Origin of the sequence: Grimontia sedimenti (assembly GCF_011045095.1) — a bacterium.
Lineage (GTDB): Bacteria > Pseudomonadota > Gammaproteobacteria > Enterobacterales > Vibrionaceae > Enterovibrio > Enterovibrio sedimenti.
The window spans coordinates 74,041-96,753 of sequence record NZ_JAALDL010000001.1 but is presented as its reverse complement, the minus strand read 5'-3'; the positions used below and the strand labels follow the sequence as shown (position 1 = coordinate 96,753).

20 protein-coding genes and 1 riboswitch are annotated in these 22,713 nt (G+C 47.6%); of the genes, 9 read left to right on the top strand and 11 right to left on the bottom strand.

The window, feature by feature from the left end; genetic code table 11:
* Positions 1-261 precede the first annotated feature (261 nt).
* The gene (locus G5S52_RS00425; RefSeq protein ID WP_165011323.1) at positions 262-1,293 is read left to right on the top strand and encodes an extracellular solute-binding protein; all 1,032 of its coding nucleotides are present in this window, start codon (positions 262-264) and stop codon (positions 1,291-1,293) included.
* A gap of 403 nt (positions 1,294-1,696) precedes the next feature.
* Here G5S52_RS00425 and G5S52_RS00420 read toward each other — a convergent pair whose 3' ends face one another.
* The 4 genes from G5S52_RS00420 to G5S52_RS00405 all read right to left on the bottom strand — a co-directional run bounded on the left by G5S52_RS00420 (position 1,697) and on the right by G5S52_RS00405 (position 5,499).
* A complete protein-coding gene (locus G5S52_RS00420) occupies positions 1,697-2,848 on the bottom strand; it encodes a porin (RefSeq protein WP_165011322.1) in 1,152 nt (383 codons plus the stop codon).
* A 382-nt stretch (positions 2,849-3,230) separates the two neighbouring features.
* On the bottom strand, positions 3,231-3,869 hold the full coding sequence (pcp, locus tag G5S52_RS00415) for a pyroglutamyl-peptidase I (protein WP_165011321.1): 639 nt from the start codon (positions 3,867-3,869) through the stop codon (positions 3,231-3,233).
* 8 nt (positions 3,870-3,877) lie between these two features.
* Positions 3,878-4,783 (bottom strand): DUF979 domain-containing protein, encoded by a 906-nt coding sequence (locus G5S52_RS00410; protein ID WP_165011320.1) that lies wholly within the window; start codon positions 4,781-4,783, stop codon positions 3,878-3,880.
* Positions 4,784-4,788: 5 nt separating this feature from the next.
* Positions 4,789-5,499 carry a DUF969 domain-containing protein gene (locus tag G5S52_RS00405; protein WP_165011319.1) on the bottom strand — a complete coding sequence of 237 codons (711 nt, stop codon included), beginning with the start codon at positions 5,497-5,499 and terminating at the stop codon, positions 4,789-4,791.
* Positions 5,500-5,938: 439 nt separating this feature from the next.
* Here G5S52_RS00405 and G5S52_RS00400 point away from each other — a divergent pair, with 439 nt between their 5' ends.
* Positions 5,939-6,511 carry a hypothetical protein gene (locus G5S52_RS00400; protein WP_165011318.1) on the top strand — a complete coding sequence of 191 codons (573 nt, stop codon included), beginning with the start codon at positions 5,939-5,941 and terminating at the stop codon, positions 6,509-6,511.
* A 206-nt stretch (positions 6,512-6,717) separates the two neighbouring features.
* Positions 6,718-7,221 (top strand): L,D-transpeptidase family protein, encoded by a 504-nt coding sequence (locus G5S52_RS00395; RefSeq protein ID WP_438590711.1) that lies wholly within the window; start codon positions 6,718-6,720, stop codon positions 7,219-7,221.
* 55 nt (positions 7,222-7,276) lie between these two features.
* Here the strand turns inward: G5S52_RS00395 and G5S52_RS00390 are convergent, their stop codons facing one another.
* Positions 7,277-10,336 carry a M6 family metalloprotease domain-containing protein gene (locus G5S52_RS00390; RefSeq protein WP_165011317.1) on the bottom strand — a complete coding sequence of 1,020 codons (3,060 nt, stop codon included), beginning with the start codon at positions 10,334-10,336 and terminating at the stop codon, positions 7,277-7,279.
* 419 nt (positions 10,337-10,755) lie between these two features.
* On the opposite strand from G5S52_RS00390, the gene G5S52_RS00385 reads away from it, so the two are divergent.
* Both G5S52_RS00385 and G5S52_RS00380 read left to right on the top strand, forming a co-directional pair.
* Positions 10,756-11,880 (top strand): Na/Pi symporter, encoded by a 1,125-nt coding sequence (locus tag G5S52_RS00385; protein ID WP_438590712.1) that lies wholly within the window; start codon positions 10,756-10,758, stop codon positions 11,878-11,880.
* 9 nt (positions 11,881-11,889) lie between these two features.
* Positions 11,890-12,138, top strand: a complete 249-nt coding sequence (locus tag G5S52_RS00380; RefSeq protein ID WP_165011315.1) for a hypothetical protein — start codon at positions 11,890-11,892, stop codon at positions 12,136-12,138.
* A gap of 105 nt (positions 12,139-12,243) precedes the next feature.
* On the opposite strand, the gene gbpA is transcribed toward G5S52_RS00380, so the two are convergent.
* The 4 genes from gbpA to G5S52_RS00360 all read right to left on the bottom strand — a co-directional run bounded on the left by gbpA (position 12,244) and on the right by G5S52_RS00360 (position 17,270).
* Complete coding sequence (gbpA, locus tag G5S52_RS00375) at positions 12,244-13,809, bottom strand: N-acetylglucosamine-binding protein GbpA (RefSeq protein ID WP_165011314.1); 1,566 nt, start codon at positions 13,807-13,809, stop codon at positions 12,244-12,246.
* 95 nt (positions 13,810-13,904) lie between these two features.
* Positions 13,905-13,997, bottom strand: a riboswitch (cyclic di-GMP riboswitch).
* A gap of 215 nt (positions 13,998-14,212) precedes the next feature.
* Positions 14,213-14,695 (bottom strand): GNAT family N-acetyltransferase, encoded by a 483-nt coding sequence (locus G5S52_RS00370; RefSeq protein ID WP_165011313.1) that lies wholly within the window; start codon positions 14,693-14,695, stop codon positions 14,213-14,215.
* On the bottom strand, positions 14,695-16,644 hold the full coding sequence (locus tag G5S52_RS00365) for a monovalent cation:proton antiporter-2 (CPA2) family protein (protein WP_165011312.1): 1,950 nt from the start codon (positions 16,642-16,644) through the stop codon (positions 14,695-14,697). Before G5S52_RS00365 ends, G5S52_RS00370 begins: the two co-directional genes overlap by 1 nt.
* Complete coding sequence (locus G5S52_RS00360) at positions 16,641-17,270, bottom strand: NAD(P)H-dependent oxidoreductase (RefSeq protein ID WP_046303848.1); 630 nt, start codon at positions 17,268-17,270, stop codon at positions 16,641-16,643. The genes G5S52_RS00365 and G5S52_RS00360 overlap by 4 nt, the downstream gene beginning before the upstream one ends.
* Before the next feature lie 230 nt (positions 17,271-17,500).
* Here G5S52_RS00360 and G5S52_RS00355 point away from each other — a divergent pair, with 230 nt between their 5' ends.
* Positions 17,501-18,040, top strand: a complete 540-nt coding sequence (locus tag G5S52_RS00355) for a peroxiredoxin family protein (RefSeq protein ID WP_165011311.1) — start codon at positions 17,501-17,503, stop codon at positions 18,038-18,040.
* Positions 18,041-18,112: 72 nt separating this feature from the next.
* Here G5S52_RS00355 and G5S52_RS00350 read toward each other — a convergent pair whose 3' ends face one another.
* The gene (locus tag G5S52_RS00350; RefSeq protein WP_002541851.1) at positions 18,113-18,742 is read right to left on the bottom strand and encodes a LysE family translocator; all 630 of its coding nucleotides are present in this window, start codon (positions 18,740-18,742) and stop codon (positions 18,113-18,115) included.
* A 119-nt stretch (positions 18,743-18,861) separates the two neighbouring features.
* On the opposite strand from G5S52_RS00350, the gene G5S52_RS00345 reads away from it, so the two are divergent.
* From G5S52_RS00345 to G5S52_RS00335, 3 genes are all read left to right on the top strand, one after another.
* Positions 18,862-19,287 (top strand): thiol-disulfide oxidoreductase DCC family protein, encoded by a 426-nt coding sequence (locus tag G5S52_RS00345; RefSeq protein ID WP_165011310.1) that lies wholly within the window; start codon positions 18,862-18,864, stop codon positions 19,285-19,287.
* Between the two features lie 275 nt (positions 19,288-19,562).
* Positions 19,563-20,201 carry a PilZ domain-containing protein gene (locus tag G5S52_RS00340; protein ID WP_235956030.1) on the top strand — a complete coding sequence of 213 codons (639 nt, stop codon included), beginning with the start codon at positions 19,563-19,565 and terminating at the stop codon, positions 20,199-20,201.
* Between the two features lie 37 nt (positions 20,202-20,238).
* Complete coding sequence (locus G5S52_RS00335; protein ID WP_165011308.1) at positions 20,239-21,534, top strand: alpha/beta fold hydrolase; 1,296 nt, start codon at positions 20,239-20,241, stop codon at positions 21,532-21,534.
* A gap of 59 nt (positions 21,535-21,593) precedes the next feature.
* Here the strand turns inward: G5S52_RS00335 and G5S52_RS00330 are convergent, their stop codons facing one another.
* The gene (locus tag G5S52_RS00330) at positions 21,594-22,514 is read right to left on the bottom strand and encodes a LysR family transcriptional regulator (RefSeq protein WP_165011307.1); all 921 of its coding nucleotides are present in this window, start codon (positions 22,512-22,514) and stop codon (positions 21,594-21,596) included.
* Between the last annotated feature and the right edge of the window lie 199 nt (positions 22,515-22,713).

Below are 22,713 nucleotides of genomic sequence, written 5' to 3'. Positions count from 1 at the left end.
TCTTTTGTTCAGCGAAGCATTACAGTCATTGTCTTGTTCTTTTCCCTGAAAGCGAATAGTGCTGTTCGGTCGCCTGAATCAGTTGCCAGCACTGGGTTTCGGCTGTAATATCGCGCCGATTTTTTCGGGCTCGGATGTCTTTCTGACCGCCCAACCGACGAGATTCTCTGAGTAAAATCAGATGTTAACGCGGGGATGAAGATGTATCCCTGGAGTATTAATGCGCCCTATCGAGGGGGCCTTTGGAGGTGGAAACCGACAATGAAAAAATGGTCTGCAATTCTGGCCAGCGCTGCGTGTGCAGCCGCTATCTTCACCACACCGGCACAAGCTGCTGATGATCAACTGATTTTCGCGAACTGGGGTCCTTACATCTCAACAGAGCTGTTAGAACAATTCACCCGCGAAACCGGCATTAAGGTTATCTACTCAACTTACGAGTCGAACGAAACCCTGTATGCGAAAATGAAAACCCACCCAGACGGGTATGATCTTGTGGTGCCATCAACCTACTTCGTAGCAAAAATGCGCGATGAAGGTATGCTCCAGAAAATCGACCATTCGAAGCTCAACAACTTCACTGAGCTGGATAAGAACTACCTCGACAAGCCGTTCGATCCAAGCAACGATTACTCCATTCCTCACGTGATTGCGATGACAGGTCTGGCAGTGAACACTGACATGTACAACCCAGAAGATTTCGACAGCTGGGCAGATCTGTGGAACCCAGAGCTCGAAGGCCAAATCATGCTGATGGACGACACCCGCGAAGTGTTCCACATCGCGCTGCGTAAGCTGGGTTACTCGGGTAACTCTACCGATCCAAAACAGATTGATGAAGCATACGAAGAGCTGAAAAAGCTGATGCCAAACGTATTGGTATTCAACTCAGACAACCCAGCGAACCCTTATCTGTCTGGTGAGGTAGGTCTGGGCATGTTGTGGAATGGCTCTGCAGCCGCTGCACAACGTGAAGGTCTGCCGATTGAGCTGGTATGGCCGAAAGAAGGCGGTATCTTCTGGGTAGATAGCCTGGCAATTCCAAAGAACGCGAAGAACACCGAAGCGGCTCACAAGATGATCGACTTCCTTCTGCGTCCAGAGATTGCAGCAAAAATCAGTGCTGATACCGGTTACCTGACTGCGGTTGAGAAGTCTAACGCCGCATACAAAGACAACCCAACTCTGTTCCCGCCACAAGAAGACATTGACCGTGGTGAGTGGCAAGACGCCGTTGGCGACCTGACCGAGAAGTACGAAAACTACTTCCTGCGCTTGAAAACTGGCGAATAACTTTTAGCATCTGTTTACATAAGGCCACCCCAGAAGTGGCCTTTTCCTTGTTTTTCCTTATTTTTTCTACGTAAATATTCTCTGAGAAATCGTCTCATCTTTTAAATTGAGCGTTTGTTTTAAACCGATAGGCAGGCATTTTTTGCATTACTGAATACGCTTTATGAAAGCGGTTTCTTCTATTCACCCCAAGGCCGAAGTTTTGCCTATTCCAAAGCCAACCAACTGGATTTGCAGATATTTTCTTGGGGTGATTTTTTTTCAGAGGAATGAGCAAGAAAAAAGACGTTAAGCTCTAAGCCAAACTTAACGCCATTAGCACACTGCAGAAAGCGACCTCTCAGCGCTAACACTTATCGTGCTTAATAAACCAGGCGTGGTTTAAGGGTACTCTTCAGAACCGTTAGAAAGTGACGACTGCGCCTAATGCGTAGGTGTTGTTTTTCTCGGTGTTACCTTCGTTCACTTCGGTACGGTTATATTCTGCCACCAGAGTCAGATTGCTATTCACAGTATGGAACCAAGCCACCGCTTTGTTTTCGTACTCCAGCGTTTTGGTGCCATCAGTGTCGACTTCAGTGTTGCCGTAGGACAGCACAAATCGCTCACTATCAAAGGTGTAAGAGCCTTGCAGCAAATAGCCATCTGACTTGGTCTTTTCTGTACTCACGATAGTATCCAAGCCAGCCACATCTCCTAGCCCTGTCGTACTGAAACCAGAAGCATTCAACGCTAAACCACCGAATCCAACTCGGACACCACCGCCCAAACCATCCGAATCAACAGTGCCATTACTGTCTTTCGAACTTTGGGTCACACCATTGATGTAAGCTTTGAAGTCAACAGTATCAAATTCGCCGGTGTAAGTGATTTCACTTTCAAATCGAGGGCTGTCTTCCGAGCTATTTGCGCTCTTCTTGCTTGGGTCCATCACACCTACTGCAATTTGGAAACCAGACAGATCAGGTGTGCGATAAGTCATTTGAGCTTTCGGGAATGGGTAGGTGTAACCAGAGCCAATGTTACCGAAAGAGACGTTTCCACCGTCAATAAGTCCATAGTAATCACTGCTTTGGCCGTGACCGAGTAGCAACTCATCGGTAAGGATGTTGCTGCGTGAAAACAGACCGAAGTCCTTACCCAGCAATACCTGTCCCCAATCAGATTCTATAGTGGCGTAGAACTGGCGCACATCAATACCAGAGCGGGTACCTAAGCCTTCTGCACCTCGATTATTGTCGGTGTCATTGAGCGTGACCCAGAATGACGAACGTGCACCAATCTTGAGATCATTCACTTCGGTTTTAAAATTAAAACCAATGTAGTTAGGCAAAAAGCCGATACGAACACGAGACTGGTCACGACTGATTTTATTGCTGTTCGGATCATTGAAGTCAGACAAACGATCAGAGCTCGAATTGGTATAGAAGACGTTGACCAGAAGATCGGTGGTAACAGAATGGGTATCATCGTCATAGAGCGTTACAGCGGCAGATGCATTTGCACACATCATCGCCAAAGTCATTGGCGCAAATTTAATCGCATGCTTATTCATTAATGGGTACTCCTTACTCATTTTTGCACAAGGCCAAATAACACCACTGCAACTTGGGTAAATCACAGTGAGCACTCATCGTATACCGACGCTAATAACCTAATAATTAAGAGTTAGGATGAAATAAGCCCCACTTTTGAATGAGGAACTAAGAAAGGCAAGAAATACGCTTCCACGATAATTGAACACTAGCCATCTATGCACTAAATATTCAATTATTTGAATATTAGCCATTTGAGAAGCTATGGTGAATATTTGCGTTTCAAGGATCAGTGCTAGAAGACTATTCTGGGGCACCAGAAAATGAAAAAGTGTCCTCCAAATAACAAAAAAGAGCCGACATTATCGGCTCTTTTCTTATTAGGCTATCAGTCGCTGAGGCTTAGCAAATCTGCCCTGCCCCCTCAGAAATGTCTTTCTTGTTCTCAAGAGTCGCTTGAGCTGCCAAACGAAGTCCTTCGACGATAGTATCCAGAGACATGGATGGCTGATCAGTCGCAGCTGCTTGCTCTGGTAGCAGAGGGATATGAATAAAGCCGTGGCCGATATCTGTGTCACGTAAAAAGTGCTGAATACCATAAAATACGTGGTTACAAACAAAAGTACCTGCGGTATTCGACACCTGGCAGGGAATACCGTTTTCCTGAAGCTTGCGGGTGATCGCTTTGATCGGCAAGGTCGAGAAATAAGCTGCTGGCCCCTCTTCGTCGATAGGCTCATCAATCGGCTGGTTTCCGCCATTATCTGGAATGCGGAAGTCGTCCATGTTTATTGCCACACGCTCAGGTGTGATCGCATTGCGACCCGCAGCCTGACCAACCGTTATTACGTAACTTGGTTGATGCGCCTCAATGGCTTCACTGATCGCTTTCAATGCATCATACCGCGTTACCGGCACTTCGCAGGTCACAATCACGCCACCTTCAAGCTCAACACCATCTAGTTTTTTCACCGCTTCCAGCGCAGGGTTGATCGATGCGCCGCCAAACGGCTCGAAACCCGTAATCAGAACTTTTTTCATCGCTTTCCTCAGAATGCAAAGCTGTACATAACAAATACGTTGAATGCCAAGATGATCAGCCCTGGGATCACCTGCATCAGAATAACGTGGTGCTTATTTTTCAGTTCAAGCAACGCGGCTGGCACAATGTTGAAGTTTGCCGCCATAGGTGTCATCAGGGTACCGCAATAACCTGAAAGCATACCCAGCACACCAATAATTGCGGCGTTACCGCCATTTTCCAACACCAATAGTGGAATACCGATACCAGTGGTGATCACCGCAAAGGCTGCAAAGGCGTTACCCATCACCACAGTGAAAATCATCATACCGGCACAGTAGGCAATCACATTTACCAGCAGCATGTTTTCAGGGATCATCATTTTCACGATTTGTGCGACGGTATCACCCACACCCGCTTGATTAAACAGATAACCCAATGCTGCGAGAAACTGCGACAAAATCGCGGCCCAGCCAATAGAGTCAATCAAGCGACGACCTTCGTTCAGGCTGTGTATAGGCTGACTCTTCGTCATGACCAGCGCCACAATAATTGACGCAATCGACGCAATACCCAGACCCACCAGCGCCCCCAGCGAGGTAAACTGACTGATAGCAACGGTTCCCACTGGCACAATCGCCGCTGGGATAAAGAGTTTGTTTTTCAACACAGACGCGGTTTTCTGACGTTCTTCTTCGTTGGTGGTTTTGTAATTCCCCACACCCATGAAGCCGCCAGCAGCCAGCGCGGTCAACGCCAGTACCATCAAGCCTGTCACCCAGTTCGGTATCATCGCGCCGAAGATAAAGGTCACACCGTAAATTAACCAGAAAAGGCCGGTACCGACGCGTTTGGGATTGTCTTTGTCCATAAAGGTTTGAAGTGAGAAAGCCAGCAACAGCAAACCTGTGGTTTGGTAAATATATTCAAGCATGGCCATTACCCTTCGCTTTTGATGTCAGTCGCCATTGCAGCGGCTTTATCCAAGTTTTTCAGCAAACGGGCTTCCACGACTTTGCTGAAAACCACGAATACGATGTAAGAAGCAATAGCCGTCGGCAGCGCCCACAACGCCATGGTCTCTAACTGCACATCCAACTTGTTGTCAGCCATCACGCCTTTAATCAGCAGGATACCGCCCGTGCCGATAAACAGCAGTTGGCTGAAGAAGTTGCCAAAGTTTTCACTGGCAGCGGCGAGTGCGCGAATGGCCTGACGCTTCTCTTCTTGCAGCTTCGGTGAAACTTTCTCTGCTGCCGCTTCCGCCATAGGTGCAATGAGAGGACGGATCATGGATGGGTGACCACCGATGCTCAAGCCCATGCCATTCGTCACTTTCCGCAATAGCAAATAAGTCATCAGAATTTTGCTGACAGAGGCTTTTTTCATGGAACCGATCAGCTGTTCTGCACGCTGGCGAAGACCATAGCGTTCAAGGATGCCAATCATAGGAAGAATAAGAATGAAAAGAGACATATAGCGGTTTTGGGTGAAGGATTGGCCCAGTGTGGAAAGAATATCCATCAAGGCGATATCGGCAACGAGGCCCGTTGCTACCCCAGCAACTAAAATAACAAGCAAGGTGTTTAGCTTTAGTGCCAACCCTACCGTAATAATTACGATTCCAATCAATGGCCAGAAGTCGATCATGTTTGCCCTCTACACGGCGTTTTTATTGTGTTTTGGGCAGGTTTCCACCTGCCTTTCACCCGAGTATACGAGAGCCGAAATTTCTCCTCCAATCAGAGTTTTTTGTTATAACAACCAATAAATCACTTTATTAGCCTGTAATCGTCATTTTTATAACTTAAAGGAAACATTCATCTTCAAATTTTGATAGATTTCCTTTTCTATTTACTCTACAAAAACCCGATTATTGTGAACAATCAGAAGACAATCATTGTCGCGAATCCAAAGTGAGCAATAAATAGCCAAAAAACGTCGATTTTGCACAACGATAAAGCGCTTCCTTCTATCAAAACAGGGCTGTACCAAGTTCTCAATTTGAAAACAAAAACGATTTATGAAGCTGGATATACTGGCTGCTTGTTTTGTTGTCCCGAATCGACGCAGTCAATAAGGATGTATGATGGCACCGACTCGTTCTCTGCTCACTTTGATTTTATCTGTCTCCACGCTGTCGGCCTGTACCAACCAGCCAGAACCCATTAAGCCCATTCAGCTTTATTCCAACAAAGAAACGGTTCAGATGTCTTACTGCGCTGAGCTGGCGGATATGGCTTACCTTGTTGCCTCTCAGAAGTTACAAGACCAACCTAAACAATCCCAGATTGATCGATTTGCATCAGGTACCGCTGCGCAAATCAAACTCAATTTGGTGGAAGATGTGTACGCTGCAGATTTCACCAGTGCGTGGGATTATTCCGTCGACCTCTTCGATCAATGTGCCGTAAAGGTCGCCAATATACCTGCAGAGCGCCTAAACGTCGCAAGCTTCTGCGCGCAGAAGTCTTTAGTGGCAGGTGGTGCTTACGATCTCAAACAAGCTGGCGCGCCCAAGCTTGATGCCTATATGGTATTTGCAAGTCACAAAGCCACCAAGCCTTATGAAGTGATTGACGCGGTTTACAAGAAATCCTCTTCTCATGACGCGGTTACCAAGAAGACTTGGGATAGCTGCATCGATATCCTCGCGGAATAAGACGCTCACGTCATTACCAGTTTGAGAACCCCATCCCGCTGATGGGGCTGAATATCACTTCTGACACACCACCTTTCCGGTATCCCTTGTTTTACTGTTTTTCGACACGTCATGCCGTTTAAATAATTGGCTTACGGGCTTGTTGTTGCGACTTTTCCGGTGTTGTCACCAATAATGAAATAGAACACTTAAATTTTAAGGATGCTATGAAATCGTTGTTCAGAGCACTGGGCTTAGCTTTGCTGTGCAGTCTGGTTTTCTCAGCCTATGGAATGCAAACCGAGCATAAAGTTGATTTGGTGAAAGTCGACAAATCTGCCCGCAAGATGTACCTGATTCAGGGGAATAAAATTGTCCGCTGGTACAGCATTTCCCTCGGAGCAAACCCGAAAGGCCACAAACTGCGCGAAGGAGACAAGCGCACGCCTGAAGGCCGCTATTTCCTCGACCTGATTAACGAACAATCCAGTTTCTACCGTTCAATCCGCATTAACTACCCCAACGAAACCGACAGCAAACGTGCCGAAAAGCTGGGTTTTAGTCCTGGCGGACAGATCATGATCCACGGCCAGAAAAATGGTAACGGTCCTCATCCCAGTATCAAACGTGGCAAAGACTGGACGGATGGTTGTATTGCCATTGATAACGAGGAAATGGATGAGTTTTTGAGCCTCGTTAAAGTAGGCACCCCTATCGATATTGAGTGGTAAGAACAAAAAAGCCTGAAAGGATCAATCCTGTCAGGCTTTTTCAATTCATAACGTTTTAAATTTTACGTTTTTGCCCCCGCATGATACGCGATGAGTAGAACGCGCTCAGAAGCAATAGCCAGATCGACGAACCACCGCCTCCACCGCCGCTACTCCCTGAGTCTCCATTTTCAGGAACCGTATCAGGTGTTGTCTCCGCTCCCTCAGCCAGAAGAATAGTGAGTGTTGCGGTTGCCTCCCTCCCATACTGAGGGTCATAAATAGAGTAGGTGATAATCACTTCCTGTGACTCAGGCATAGTGGTTGGGGCTGTAAACCTGATCATGTCATTCTCTAAGGCAACACCAATTACGCCCGATGTGGAAACACCAGAAATGTAAAAATAATCACCATCATGGTCGTAATCATTGCTTTTTACATCGTAGTAAACCGTTGCCCCCAGAGATTGGGTCGCAGAATCATCCAAGGCAACAGGCACACTGTTCTCAACGGTCAAACGAATTACTTGCGTCGTCACTGCACCACGAACATCGGTCACTTCCACTGAAAACTCCAAAATGTCATTGGCCTTTACAGAATAAGGAACAACAAACCGAATTGAGGCGGTATCCAAACTCTCTGTGATTGTGACTTTGCTATCGGTTGACCATCGGTAAGACACGGCATCGCCATCTGCATCTGTCACTTCTGCACCCAAAGTCACGCCATTTCCGGGGGTCAGAGAAGCATAGAAAGGAACGATCATGACTTCAGGGGCAGTGTTTGTCTCCGCAACTTCAATTGTTACTTGAGCAATGTTCGATTTTGTTCCACTACCTTCTTCAACCAACCGATAGGAAAAGCTATCCGTTCCCACAAAACCTGCATTGGGAACGTATTGCTCGCCTTCAATTTTTCCATGTTGAGGCGCTTCTACAATCTCCATCGAATATGATTGTCCTAGTTTATGAAAGTCATTCTTACGTAGATTGAGCGATACAGAGCCATTTTCCTGAACGGTTAAGCTATCGTCTGAAGCGAAGAGGTCTGCTTCAAAGAGCGCGGCGAAAGGCGTAGTGTAATAGTTTCGCATGGCGAGACCCGTCGTGGATGCTTGCGACTGGTCACCCAGCCATACCCTTTCGACACGACGATGTTCTGCCACCACAGGCTGAGCAAACAAAAAGTTTTCCTCAAACATCGCTGTGCTTTCGACCTCGACAACCAGCAAGTGTTTTCCGGCACTCAATACCCGTGGAGTATCAAATAGAATCCGTCCCCCTGCCTCTGTTTGCCCTTTGTGAATAAGGTCTGCTACGGAGGTGTCTATGCTAAGGTTGCCAAACACTGGCGCACTGTATGGAAGGCGCCAAACCTTGTAGCTATGCTCAGTAAAGATCGATGTTGGCGATACATGAAACTGAACACCATCAAGTCTCGCCTCGATCGGAAGTTCTAATGCAAATGCCGCCATATTTGGTCGCTGATTTGGATAGACATATGACCTTTCAAAGGTTGTCAGCAAGCCAAAACGGTTGCCAGGCTCAGGTTTATCAACAAAAAAGCTTGCTTTGGATGAATTAGCATTGATACCCGATATGCGAACATTGCTCGGCAAACCCGTAATGGATTGCAAAGACGGCTCAGTGTTATCTGAAATTTCCGTATTTCCATAAAGGCCGGGGAAGACATCCCCAGAATCTGAACGTCCACCAATTTCGAGTTCTGCTCTGTTATCGGCTTGCAGAACTTGTACCTGCATCGGTCCGGTGTAATTGAACGCATTGTTCACGTTCACACTGGTCACAAGTAGACCCTCTGCTGTCAATGCTCGATCGTACTCGTTATATACACGGTTCTCTAGATACAGTGTTGAACCATACTCTCTCAGATAGGGATCGAGGTGAACAATCGCTGCCTCGTGATTATCTATTTCGACATAATCATCACTTGGCGTAATTTCGCGGGGAGTAAAGAAGTTAGCTTGGTGTTTGCTCCATGCCGTCATATTGACTGGCGTCTCGCCGGGATATCTGTCGCCCGGCTTCGTTCCCCAAGAGCCACCACCCATTAATCCCCAGCTGCCGATAGACCCATCATGTTCATAAGAATAAAGATCCGGCAAATCCAACATTAGGTGGCCTAATTCATGCGCAATCACGCCCATGGTGGATTGATGGTCGCCTTGGAAATCAGCAAAGAGGCAGTAGCTGCTGATTTGCTTGCCATCAACTGAAATAGCGTCATGTGAAAACTTATGAGGCCAAATGGCGGGCTCACCTAATGGCGCTCCGTAAGACATGTCGTTGCCGGCAAACACAAACATGACTGAGAGCTCAGTGGGGGAAATCGTGCCATCGCTGTTCGTGTCGTATGCAGAGAAATCCAGATGGTTGTCTACAACACTGTAAGCTTCTTTGAAAACTTGGTTTAGCTTAGAGTCGCAGTATGAACCGCGGTGACAGTCTGGGTGGTCCAGTTCCAAAGAAACCGAAATCACACCATCATTGACTTGCCCTTGAGATTCGACGGCAGGCACAACGCGGTAGTTATTCATCGAATTTTTCAGGAAGTAATCCGTGACACTCTGTTTTCCGTCGTTACCGAAGATCAGTGGCTGGAAATCATTTCTCATCACCGCGTCTTTAAAAGAGACCGTGACCACAAGTAGAGGTTGGTTCACAGCATTAGAAGCAAAAGAGGCTTCGCGGCGCATTGATGGCACGAATGACACATCAACTTGAGAGGGAGAAAACTGTGCCGTCTTGTTAGCAAAAAGGTTTGCGCGAGCAAGAGGATGAACAGAAACGGCTTCAGGCCGAAACTTAGATACTTCCAATCCGTGTTCTTCACTGGTTTTAAGTATCCCCGTCGAACTCAACTGAGTGTGTCCGTTGTCGAGGTTTATTTCAGCAAAATACCAATTGTCATCTTCTAAGATAAGGGCATTTCCGGCTCTATCCTCGTGCCAATGAAACCCTTCATTACCTCTAAGTTTCACTTCAATTTGGTCGCCATTTGCCAATTCAACTTTGTGCCAAACTGGCGCTGGCATGGTGGTGGAAAACACACTGCCCGAGAACATGCATCCAAGCATTGTCAGTAACAGGCTTCCTGCCCGATTGCTTCCTTTCATAACACCCATCTCACCCTTCAATAGCGAAATAAAACGCCTAACTAATATTTTTCTTATCAATAGAAAGGCACTATTTAGGCATTTTTTATCAATATTGAGAATGTGACGTAAAGCATGCGTCGACTGAAATCACCTTTTCAATTTGGAGACCTCATCAAATTTAGGGAAAGGCGTTCGGTAACTTTTATAAGTAAAATTCGGCTGGTCAGATAGTTAGGTAGAGCCTGTCTTCAGGATCCTTCAACAAGCCCAAAATAAAAGGCACCGCTGAATTTGTCTCTGTATTTAGACGTTGCAATTGCTTTCACCATTCCGCCTCCAAAGTGTAAGAGAAGCTTCATACACCTCTCCTAGTTTTGGCTCTGGAAACCATAACAACTCAGTTAACTAGGGATAGAACTATGGCACAAATAGAAGCTGTGAATCAGCAGGCGGAGAAGCCTGTCAGTTTCATCGTATGGCTAAAAATCGTTGCACTCGTCTACTTGCTCTTGCTGGCAGTAGGAATGATAGGAACAGGCTTCAAATGGGCGACAGGCGGACAGGCGAAAGAACTGTTCGAATTTGCTTCAAACCCCTTTACAGCACTCATCATTGGTACGGTTTGTACCGCTCTCATTCAAAGCTCCAGCACAGTGACATCTATCATCGTAGGGATGGTGGCAGGCGGTCTTCCTGTAGCCACTGCAATCCCCATGGTGATGGGGGCGAATATTGGTACCACAATCACCAATACCTTGGTGAGTCTGGGTCATGTGCGTGACAAGGAAGAATTTAAGCGCGCATTTGCTGCCGCCACAGTCCACGATTTCTTCAACCTTATTTCTGTGGTTATTTTCCTGCCTTTAGAGATCGCAACTGGGTTCCTTCAGAAGATAAGCGCATGGATGGTGGCCCCTCTTTCCAGCACCGATGGTATGAGTATGGGTGACCTTAACTTTATGAAGGCCATCACCAAGCCGATTATCAAATCTGTTCAAGGAGCCATGGAAGTGCTGGGCGACCCTTGGGGTGGCGTGGCCATGATTTTGCTGGGCATTGGTTTGATTTTCGTTTCTATCACCTTTATCGGCAAACTGCTGAAAGTGGCCATGGTCGGAAAAGCCAAGCAAATCCTGCACAACGCCATTGGCCGTGGTCCTGTTACCGGCATTTTCTCTGGCACCATCATTACCATTCTGGTTCAGTCGAGCTCTACAACCACCAGTCTTGCAGTCCCATTGGTTGGCTCTGGTGTATTTAAAGTGCGGGATATTTATCCCTTCACGCTCGGCGCGAATATAGGTACCTGTGTGACTGCCTTACTTGCCGCCACGGCGGTGAGTGGTGAACTCGCCAACGCCGCCTTGCAGATATCATTGGTACACCTTGTCTACAACGTGCTCGGGGTCGTGGTGATATTTGGCATACCCTTGTTGCGGGAGATACCGCTTAAAGCCGCAGCATGGCTCGGCAATCTCGCCGCCGAGAATAAACTCTATGCCGTTGGTTACATCCTATTCGTGTTCTTTGTTATTCCGCTGTTCCTGATATTGCTGAGCTAGGAGGAAACCATGCCAGATACCAAAATGTCTTACGACGAGCTGGTTGAAGAGATCAACCGCGCACGACGACTATTGTCTCAGTTGGAGCTCGCCGCACAAGAGGAGGAAGAACGTCAAAAGCACTTGATGATCGACAACCTTGAAGCCGTCATTGAAGACACTGAACACAAGGGTGCGAATGTAAAAGAGTTCAGCAAGCTTGCGGCAAGCGAGCTCAAAGCCTTGATCGAGAAGCTGCATAAAAAGCTTCATGATTGAGTGTTAGCGTTAAACCGTTAACTACAGCACTCACGTAAGTAAAAAGCCCGGTGCAGTCCCCCGCATCGGGCTTTTTTTGCTTCTATGTTCTTTAAATTATGCTGCTTATTCGCAGTCGAAAGCGCCCTTGTCGCTCCACGCTTCCGGTGCAGAGGCTGGGCTGTTGTTTACCCACCAGTTTGCCTGATACAGACGGCCTTCGAAGATCACTTGCTCACCCGCCAGATACGCTTTACCTGATGTCCACGCGACTGGCATTTGACTGATCAGTTTCCACGCATCACTTGAATCCGGTGCAGCGCCCTGAACCCAGTATTTCGCTTCCCATACCAAGCCATTGAAGCTGACTTTCTCACCACCAGTGTACGTCGTCGCATTTGACCAAGCTGGGTGGTTAACGGCTTCAGGGTCTGTGCCACATTGCTCGCCTTGTTCCAGTAGGAAGAAATCAAACATTTGTTGGTCGACCAGATTGCCTTCAGCATCTTTTGCGCGGGAAACCAGCATATGGTGACCGGCTTTTGCGTTTTGCAGCACCATATCAACAGCGGTCGATGTGCCATCAGCCAGGGACAGTTTTTCATAAGCCAGTGCTTCCTGAGCATGGTTATAAACTGTCATTTCAACGGTCAGATCGCCAGAAGCGGTCACAGCCAGATCAAGCGCCACTTTGCCATCACGAATCAAGTATTCCTGCGCCACACCATCAATGGTCACTGTGTATTCCGGTTCAGGTGATTCAATCTCGTAGCCCACTTCTACACGGGTCAAACCGCTGGCTGATTTCAGGTAGATTGGGTTTGCGCCAAACACTGGGTTAAACGCACCATTGGCATCACGCTGACCCGCTTGGATGTTCTCGTTTGTTTGGTTGATTTTGTTTGCCAGGTTGTAAGACCAGGTATTCGCTTCACCGGCTTTCTCGCTGTCGATTCCAAGACGGGTCGACAGCTCTGGACGCTCGCCTTCTGAATCAAACACACGGGTAAACACCGCATCACCCTTCGTTAGGTTCATACCTGGGTTGATTTGGCCGCCTTGCGTCCACTCTGGCAGTACAGGCAAATCACCATCAAATTGCACGTCAATCACGTTGTAGAAAGCCGCAGCGGTATCACCCACATCCCATACCGCAAGAATCACGTGATAGCCTTCACGCTCTGGTACATCACAGCTGTGCAGCATGGTTTTCGGCGGCTTTTGCATGTTGCCTTCCACCACACAGAAAGGGTTCAGATCGAAGGTGCTGCGCGCCAGCGGCAGGTTCGGGTTCCAGTCTGCTTTGGTAATGTAGTATTCCCAGTTACGGGTGACATGGTTCGCCGTAAAGGTCCACTCGAAGTCGTTTTGACCTGCTTTGATTGGCTGTTTTACCCAGCGCGATGCGGTTTGTTCGTCAAGCGGAGAAAACTGAATCAAGCCAGCGCTGGCGATTTTGCCATCTTCAGGACCGAACTCAGGAAAGCCTTCTGGGCCTTCAACACTTTGAGGCTCCCACTGAACCTGACCGCAAGCAGAGTTTTGTTCCCCTGTTGGGGTGCTGTATTTACAAAGGGCAGCGCGGCCAGCGGCAATGCCACCGTCTTTGGCACTGATGTAACCGTGGGACATAACACTTGCGCTGAAAAGCGCTGCCGCGACTGGCAGAAGAGTAGTTTTGAGTTTGAGCATTTGTGTGCTTCCTAATGGCTATTTTTGTTTTGTTAACCAAGCACGGACAAACTTTCGCATCGGAACATTTTCGGCCCTGAATACTGGCTTTCGAAAATGGCGGCCCCGCTATCGTAAGTGACATTCAAATCACTCTTAGACCGGAAGCTTTGCGTCCTACCTTTTCAGGCAGTTTGCCGTTGACTGTGGAATGGCGCGCATCGTATTCAGAAATTGATATCGCACAATCTTTTTCTTCATCAAAATTCGCCGCTCGATCCATTTAATGAACCAAAATCACAAATTTATCGCTATTTAGGCGATTATTTACCCTGATAGCATGTCGAGATAACCCGCTGTAATAGAAAGAAAAAAGCCAGATATCCTATACAGAGTGTCTGGCTTTTCTAACCACGCTGCGCCGTTAAACGATCTGCTTTCTCATCCGGTAGAGTGTCCAATCCTCTCCCTGAAACTCACGTACTTTTGTGTCATCGGGAAGCCGCTCAAAACCTAACGAGGTGTAACAGCGAACCGCCACTTCGTTATGCGCGAATACGGCCAGTGACACAGTGCGGATTTTTGGGTCTTCGCTCACCACATCAAGCGCCAGTGAAACCAATTGTTTCCCCAGTCCCTGACCACGCGCCGATGTGTCGGCAATCAACACCCGACATAAACGGACTTCCGACTTCGAAACCCGGTAAATATCGATATAGCCAACAGCCAAGCCTTCGTGCATCACCAGATAAGGCGTGACCTCCTTTTTCGCAATGTGTTCGCGTACTTTCTCGACCTGCAAAGGGAATTCGAACGCCGGGCCTCCCCATAGAAAGTTATCCCGGGCACTCTTTATCCAATCGCAAAGCTGTGGCGCATTCTCATCACGAAACGGGACCAGTAGCATCAGACTGGCTTTTCCTCGGATTTGTCTTCAGCTTCATCGTTGAAGTCGTCGAGGTAACCTTTTGGCGGCGGTGTCCACTCACGCTCTGTCATGCTGTGACGATCCATTCTGTCTTCGTTCATTGCTTCACGAATGGTTTCTTCAAGCTGAATAAACAGATGCTGGTAATGGGTATCGTAAGACTTAGACTCTTCACCACCCATCCAGGATGCGTACAACTTCTCAGAACTTTCCCTCTCAATACGGTTAAATGCCGCTTTCTGCTGCTCTACCGTGAATGGGTGTGTACCCAATGTACGTAGTGCTTCGGAGCCAAGTTCAAGCGCAGAATGGAGAGTCTCTTTTACCACGTAATCCGCACCCGCATGACGGAGCATGTATGAATGTCCACGGTCAAATGCACGAGCCAGAATCTTCACGTGTGGATAGGTCTGTTTAACGTATTCCACCAGTTCCGTCGTGGTTTCCTGATTATCCATAGACACCACCAGCAAGGCTGCTTCTTCAATCCCTGCCGTGTGTAGATGCTCTGGTCGCGTAGCGTCACCAAAGTAGCTCTTGATATTGATTTGACGAAGGTTTTCCACCTGCGTTGCTTCATAATCAAGGACAACGGTTTTCACACCATTGGCAGTCAACATACGGTTCACTACCTGACCAAAGCGACCAACACCCGCGATAATTACACTGCCCTGCTCCTCAATTTCATCGGCTTCACGCTCATTCGCGCTTTTCTCGAAGCGCGGCAGAATCACTTTGTCGTACAGGATGAATAAGCCCGGCGTCAGGAACATCGAAATCGCTACCACCAAAGACAGCAATTGCGCAACCTCCATTGGCAGTACATGGTTTTGCATTGAGAAACTCAGCAGCACGAAACCAAACTCACCTGCTTGCGCAAGGCTCAACGTAAACAGCCAACGTGCCGTTCCTTTGATGCGGAAAATCAGCGACAGAATAAACAGAATCGCTGCCTTGAGAACCATCAAGCCAATGGTCAATCCAATGATGACAAAGAAGTCATCAAACAGAATGCCGAAGTTTATGCCCGCACCGACGGTGATAAAGAACAGTCCCAGCAACAAACCTTTAAACGGCTCAATGTTAGATTCCAACTCATGGCGGAATTCACTGTTCGCCAGTACGACACCCGCAAGGAATGTTCCCAGTGCTGGGGAGAGTCCAATCAAGCTCATCAGCGCTGCGATACCAATCACCAGCATCAGCGCTGTTGCGGTAAAGATTTCGCGAAGACCAGAGCTTGCCACGAAGCGGAAAAGTGGACGGCTTAGGAAATGTCCGCCAACAACCACACCCGCAATTGCACCTGTGATGACCAAGCCCAGCGCCCAGCCCGGAAGACCGGCCACCAGACTCATTTCTTCATGATGATCAGCCGCTGCAGCGGCGGCTGATTGCGCCTGCTCTACCAGTTCGGGCAACGCCAGAAGCGGTATAAACGCCAGCATTGGGATAACAGCGATATCCTGGAACAGCAACACAGAAAATGCGCTGCGACCACCTTCGGTTTTGGTCAAACGCTTTTCATTGAAGGTCTGTAGCACGATGGCGGTAGAAGAAAGCGCGAAGATAAGACCAATCGCCAGCGCGATGCTCCATACCTGATTCAGCGCCAGCGCAATACCCATCACGATGGCTGCTGTCAGACCAACCTGCAAACCACCCAAGCCAAGTAGCTTGTTACGCATTGACCACAACATTTTGGGTTCAAGCTCTAGGCCCACCAGAAACAGCATCATCACCACGCCGAACTCTGCAAAGTGCTGAATGGTGGTGGTTTCATCACCCACCAGACCAATCACAGGACCAATGACCACACCGGCAATCAGATAACCAAGCACAGAACCTAAACCCAGCTTTTTGGCGATAGGCACTGCAACAACGGCAGCAATCAGGTAAATAAATGCCTGTAGAAAAATGCCTGTCATGACTCACCTTCCTTGAGCACATGTCCAATATTAGTAGCGGTAATTTTTTCACTCGCCGCTGCTTTTTCAAGGTCTACTCTTCCACTCACGAATGCTTTTAAAAGCAACTCGTAACTTGAAGTGTGCCGCCCAACCTTGTCGTCTTCCACTGCGGTTCGGGAACCAAACAGTGCGTAAGGGGCAAGATAATTCATACCCGTCAGACAAGCCATTTGCTCCATGGGAGCAAGTAATTGACGGATTTTGAAGTGGTTAAAACCATCCGCTTTATAGGCTTCTTCCATGCCACCAGCAGTGATGGCACACAAGAATTGTTTTCCACGTAGTGCCGTACCTTTCGATCCATAGGCAAAGCCATATTCCAACACCAAATCTTGCCATTCTTTCAAAATGGACGGTGTGGAATACCAATAGAGGGGAAACTGGAAAATCACCACATCGTGCTCAAGCAGACGTTTTTGTTCCAGATCGATATTGATGTGGTAGTCGGGATATTCAGCGTAAAGGTCAACGGTTGTCACCCCCTCCACTGATTGAGCCACTTTATAGAGCGGCGCGTTCACTTCTGAACGCCGTTGCGAAGGATGCGCAAACAGCACCAGAACCTTGTTTTTATTGTCTGCCATAGCTTTCCTTAGTGACTGACTGGATTAGCACATTAAATGTCGCGAGCAAGATTTAATGCACAACCTACTGCGTCTAGTCTAGTTAATCTCACGACTATCTTACCTTCTGAATCTCACTGATATTTTCTCAATTTAGCAATTTCTCACCGAAAGGTTACTAAAAGTATACTGGTTGACAGTGGTAACCAAGATAGCCAATCTTGTTTAACAAATCACTGGGAGGCTAGAAAATGACTTATACAAACAAGCTGGCTGCGGGAAGCGAATTCCCATCAATAACACTGAAGGATCTTGAAGGCGGCGAGCATGAGCTTGGAAAACCGCGCGAGGGAGCTACCTGGCAAATGGTGGTGATTTACCGTGGTCGTCACTGTCCAATGTGCACGCGCTACCTGAACCATCTTGAAGATTATAAAGAGAAACTGGCAGATATTGGCATCGATATCGTTGCTGCATCTGGCGACAGCAGCGCTCAACTTGAAGAGCACATGACGCGCTTGGAAGTGTCCTTCCCGCTTGCATACGGCTTATCTGAAGCGCAAATGAAAGAGCTGGGTCTTTGGGTTTCTCTTCCGCGTTCAGAGCAGGAAACTGACCACAACTTTGCCGAGCCAGGACTTTTCGTGATTAACGAGCAAGGTACAGTGCAAGTCGTCGATATTTCCAATAACCCATTCGTTCGCCCTGATGTGGAAACGCTGGTGAATGGTCTGGCGTGGATTCGTAATCCAGATAACAACTACCCAATCCGTGGTACAGCGCCTTACTGATTAAATTTGCGCTGTTATAAAAGTAAAACGCCCTGCTCAATGCAGGGCGTTTTTGATTTAGCTTTGGAGCGATTACTTAGTACTGGTAAACAGTAACTTCACACCAAATGCCAGCATCACTGAGCCAAGCACGCGATCAACCCAGTGGCCGATACGCTTGAACTTTGCCTGCACGGTAGGTTTGGAAAGTACCAACGCCACTGAACCAAACCAAACCAGCTGGATGAACATCATCCATACACCCAACAGGAATAATTCAATCACTGGCATTTCTGGCGACAGCACCAGTGTGAACACAGAGAGGAAGTAAAGCGGCGCTTTCGGATTCAACGCGTTACATACAAAGCCCATCGAAATCAGCTTGGATGCGGAGCGTGGCTTCACATTCACGTTTTGTTCGTCATCACCCACCGCGGCTTTGCTGCGAATGCCTTTCCAGCCGAGATAAATCAGATAAGCCGCGGCTAGATATTTCATCACCGTCAGCACCATTGAGGATTCACTGATCACGGTCGCGAGGCCAATAGAGGAGTAAATAATGTGAACAGAAAGTCCGAGAGCAATACCGAGGCTAACAAGGAGACCGGCACGACGGCCGTGAACGAGAGACTGCTGCGATACCATCACAAAGTCTGGACCCGGTGAGGCGGCACCTAACAAGTGCACTAAGGTTAATGTTAAAAACGCCTGATAGAACTCCATTCCTTTTCTCCTTCGTTCTTTTGCTCTTTTTCTCTACTCTTCTTACGATGATATTATGGCGATCCGATTTGAAATCAAGGCCGTACTGTAAAGTAAATTAGTCAAACATGAGTACTCCGATGACCTTCACCCTTTTCTACGATGGCAGTTGTCCACTCTGCGTGGCTGAAATGGATCAGTTGCGGGCGCTTAACCACGCGAAAAACCTGAAGTTTGAAGATATACTCGCACCGGATTTCAAAACCCGCTTTCCAGATATCGACCCCATGGAAGCCAGCAGAATTCTGCATGGAAAATTGAGCGATGGTACTTTGCTATTAGGGCTAGATGTCACCCACAAAGCTTGGTCGCTTGTCGGCAAGAAACGATGGATAGGCCTATTGCGTTTACCTGTCATCCGCTGGTTTGCAGACAAAGCCTATCTTTTCTTTGCCAGAAACCGCTACAAAATCTCTTACCTCTTCACTGGCCGTTCAAAATGTGAGCCTTGCCAGAATGGCGTTTGTTCGATTGCCGAAGAAAAACCCGACAATCATAAAAACTGACAAAACAAACGCTCTCATTCGGCAACCAGATAATTAGGTAACCTGCTGATTATTCATGACAAATATGTATTTCTGTGCAGCACCTCAATCTATTGACTAAATCTTCATTAACCCTCACCATCAGTGCATTACACTATGCGTCGCAACTTTAAGAAGAAGATGGCTTAGGTACATCCAAATAAGCGATGCGCATCAACTGCTCTATTTGAAACATGAAAACCACTGATATTCTTACACCCTCAGCATTCCTACCAACGCTGCCTGTTGGAACGCCTTTGACTTTCGAGCTTAGGTACAAAGACAAGATCAAAGCGTTTGGTGGTGCCTCGCGCCTTATCGGATACCGCGAGAAAAAGTACATCCTGCTGGAAACACCCACTGATCCTGAGCTCTCGAAGCTGCTGACTGACACATCTGGCATGCAAGCGGTTGTGCGGGGGTTAACCTCATCACGTTACGGTGAGATCTTTGCGTTCAAATCTCATATTCTTAGCGTATTACACCGCCCGGAGAAAATGATTGCGATAGCGTTGCCACCTCAAGTGAGCATCCACCGCATGCGTTCTGATGCCAGATATGCTGTTTCGCGTATTGTTCATCTCATTATTGATGGACGTAAAGCCTTGGCTAAGCTGTCTGACTTTTCGCTAAGCGGTTGTGCCATTCGGGTGTCCAGCAGCCAGTTCATTGATGAAGGTGAAACCCTTAAATTCGTCATCAATGCGCTGTTTGATCACCCCGTGGAATTTGAAGGAACGGTTATGAACGTGACCAGCAATGGCGAAGGTGTTCAACTCGGCATTAAATTTAGTGACGCAAGTAAAAGCAAATCTCGCGATACCTTGGCTAAACTCATTCTGGCGTTCGAATTGAGTGCTGATAACTCCACCAGCGCTGTCTCAACTGTCTCCTGACAGCCGCTTCTCCCCTTCACGACAAGGAACACAGGTTATGCAAGAATCCTTTATCGACAGTGGCGTGCTTTTTCGTCAACACCAATTCGACCTGCCGCTCAACTACAGCGAGAAAGATGGCACTCGCATCACCGTGTTTGCCCGTGAGGTGGTGGAATTATCGAAAGCAGACGCCAATCTGCCTTGGCTGGTTTACTTTCAGGGCGGTCCAGGATTTCCGTCTCCGCGTCCTGATTCAAAAAGTGGATGGCTGAAACGCGCCCTACAAGATCACCGTGTATTACTGCTGGACCAGCGCGGTACAGGCATGAGTTCGCCGTTGACTCACCAGACGTTGAGTCATATGGACGACGCGAAGCAAGTGGAATACATCAGCCAGTTCCGCGCAGATAACATCGTCCGTGACGCTGAAGCCATTCGCGAAGCCTTGGGGGCGGAGAAATGGTCAATTCTGGGTCAAAGCTTTGGTGGTTTTTGCTCGCTGACTTACCTTTCTTTTTATCCGCAAAGCCTGCATCGCGTTTACATCACAGGCGGTGTTCCTTCTCTTACCCGTCATGCAGATGATGTGTACCGTGCCACGTATCAACGTGTGTTAGACAAAAACAAAGCCTTCTTTGACCAGTTTCCATCCGCACAAAGACGAAGCGCAGAAATTGCTGAGTTCTTACGAACCCGCGATGTGAAACTGCCAAACGGCCAAACCTTTACCGTTGAACAGTTCCAACAAATTGGCATCAATTTGGGCCGAAGCGGTGCCAATCTGCCAATGTACTATCTGTTGGAAGAAGCCTTTACAGAAACCGCCCAAGGCAAAGTGCTGAGTGTCAGTTTCCTGCAGGCGATGTTGACGGAACAAAGCTACCAGACCAACCCGATTTACGCTTTCCTGCATGAACCAATTTATAATCAGGGCGAAGCATCAGTTTGGTCTGCACACCGCATTCGCAATGCGGAATACGCCGAGTTTAATTACGAACCGGGCAAACCTTTCCTGTTTACCGGTGAAATGGTTTATCCGTGGATGTTCGACCAAATGCAAAACCTGCTCCCGCTCAAACAGGCGGCAGAATCACTAGCGACCAAATCAGATTGGCCTGCACTTTACGATGTCGAGAAACTCGCTGAAAACACGGTGCCTGTCACCTGTGCTGTTTATGCCGACGACATGTATGTCGAAATGGATTACTCACGTGAAACCCTGAAAGGTATTCCTAACAGCCGTGCATGGATCACCAATGAATATGAGCACAATGGCCTGCGTGCTGATGGTGAGAGAATTCTGAGTAAGCTGATGGATATGGGTGAGCAGATAGGAAACTTGCCTAGCTAGGTCTGGAGCTTTCAGTGAAAAAGGTGTGCAATTTAAGCACACCTTTTTTATTTGTTTCATCAATAATTACTGCCTTTCGAAATATCCATAAACCAGGAAATCACCTTGTCTACCCGTTTCGGTTGATTAAAGGTGTTGAGCTTGATGATGTAGATATCGTTAAACAGCGGATCCGAAACCGTCGAACCCAACTGACATTCCAACATCTGCCCGTTATCGATATATTGCTGCACACAATGGCGGGGAAACACAGACACCCCCAAGCCACCCAGCACCATCAAAATCGCGCCTTCAATGCTGTTAATCCGGCCGGCAAAATGCACCGAGAGATCGCTCACCGAGTGCAAATGAGAGAAGAAATGCCTGCGCCAGAAATTGAAATACACATCCATTCCCGGATATTCGATGTAGTTGTATTCAAGAATATTTTCTTCGTTGATCTCTGAAACGTCGCAGGTTGGCGAACAGACCATCACATACTCTTCCTGACAGAAGCTGAAATACTCCAGCCTAGGATGGTCAACTTTCTCAGTCACAAAGCCAAAATCAACCTGACTGGACAGCACTTTGTCGAACACCTGACTGTTGTGAATCAAGGTTAAGTCGATTTCCAGCCTTGGATAGTCCAGCCGCCGTTCAAGCAGCATGGGAAAGTGAGGTGAGAGCAAACATGACGGCGGCATCGCATAGGCCACAACACCTTCAATTTGATTGAAGTCGGTTTCGACTTCCAACGAGAAATCGCTATTGAGATCTTCTAGGTTTTTGATGTGCTGAAGGAGCTTTTTACCTGCATCTGTCATCACTGGGCATTTGGGCGTTCGAATAAATAATTCATACCCCACCTGCTCTTCCAAGCTGCGAATATGTTTGCTGATGTTCGCCTGTGTCATGGCGGCTATCTCAGCAGCGTCATTGAAACTTCGGGATTCAGCGACAGCTTTGAAAGCCCGAAATAGCTTTGGATCCAAATGCATCATTGTCTATTCCTCGTGCTCAAATTGTCTGACGCTGTTTATTTTTTGTTTTTATCTGAAAGCATTTCAGTGGCTGTATCACCTTCAACCCAAACCACCCATCGAACAGAGTGTAGTATTAGAGTCATACACCTAATGTCACGTTCTGGATACATATTCCAAATAAGTTTGCAGCCCCCAAAAACGGTATGAACACGTTATA

Coding starts and splice junctions, on each gene's coding strand:
- G5S52_RS00335 (WP_165011308.1), top strand. CDS start 20,239: ATGCAAGAATCCTTTATCGACAGTGGCGTGCTTTTTCGTCAACACCAA.
- G5S52_RS00425 (WP_165011323.1), top strand. CDS start 262: ATGAAAAAATGGTCTGCAATTCTGGCCAGCGCTGCGTGTGCAGCCGCT.
- G5S52_RS00410 (WP_165011320.1), bottom strand. CDS start 4,783: ATGCTTGAATATATTTACCAAACCACAGGTTTGCTGTTGCTGGCTTTC.
- G5S52_RS00380 (WP_165011315.1), top strand. CDS start 11,890: ATGCCAGATACCAAAATGTCTTACGACGAGCTGGTTGAAGAGATCAAC.
- G5S52_RS00395 (WP_438590711.1), top strand. CDS start 6,718: ATGAAATCGTTGTTCAGAGCACTGGGCTTAGCTTTGCTGTGCAGTCTG.
- G5S52_RS00390 (WP_165011317.1), bottom strand. CDS start 10,336: ATGAAAGGAAGCAATCGGGCAGGAAGCCTGTTACTGACAATGCTTGGA.
- pcp (WP_165011321.1), bottom strand. CDS start 3,869: ATGAAAAAAGTTCTGATTACGGGTTTCGAGCCGTTTGGCGGCGCATCG.
- G5S52_RS00420 (WP_165011322.1), bottom strand. CDS start 2,848: ATGAATAAGCATGCGATTAAATTTGCGCCAATGACTTTGGCGATGATG.
- G5S52_RS00400 (WP_165011318.1), top strand. CDS start 5,939: ATGGCACCGACTCGTTCTCTGCTCACTTTGATTTTATCTGTCTCCACG.
- G5S52_RS00360 (WP_046303848.1), bottom strand. CDS start 17,270: ATGGCAGACAATAAAAACAAGGTTCTGGTGCTGTTTGCGCATCCTTCG.
- gbpA (WP_165011314.1), bottom strand. CDS start 13,809: ATGCTCAAACTCAAAACTACTCTTCTGCCAGTCGCGGCAGCGCTTTTC.
- G5S52_RS00370 (WP_165011313.1), bottom strand. CDS start 14,695: ATGCTACTGGTCCCGTTTCGTGATGAGAATGCGCCACAGCTTTGCGAT.
- G5S52_RS00345 (WP_165011310.1), top strand. CDS start 18,862: ATGACCTTCACCCTTTTCTACGATGGCAGTTGTCCACTCTGCGTGGCT.
- G5S52_RS00365 (WP_165011312.1), bottom strand. CDS start 16,644: ATGACAGGCATTTTTCTACAGGCATTTATTTACCTGATTGCTGCCGTT.
- G5S52_RS00355 (WP_165011311.1), top strand. CDS start 17,501: ATGACTTATACAAACAAGCTGGCTGCGGGAAGCGAATTCCCATCAATA.
- G5S52_RS00350 (WP_002541851.1), bottom strand. CDS start 18,742: ATGGAGTTCTATCAGGCGTTTTTAACATTAACCTTAGTGCACTTGTTA.
- G5S52_RS00330 (WP_165011307.1), bottom strand. CDS start 22,514: ATGATGCATTTGGATCCAAAGCTATTTCGGGCTTTCAAAGCTGTCGCT.
- G5S52_RS00405 (WP_165011319.1), bottom strand. CDS start 5,499: ATGATCGACTTCTGGCCATTGATTGGAATCGTAATTATTACGGTAGGG.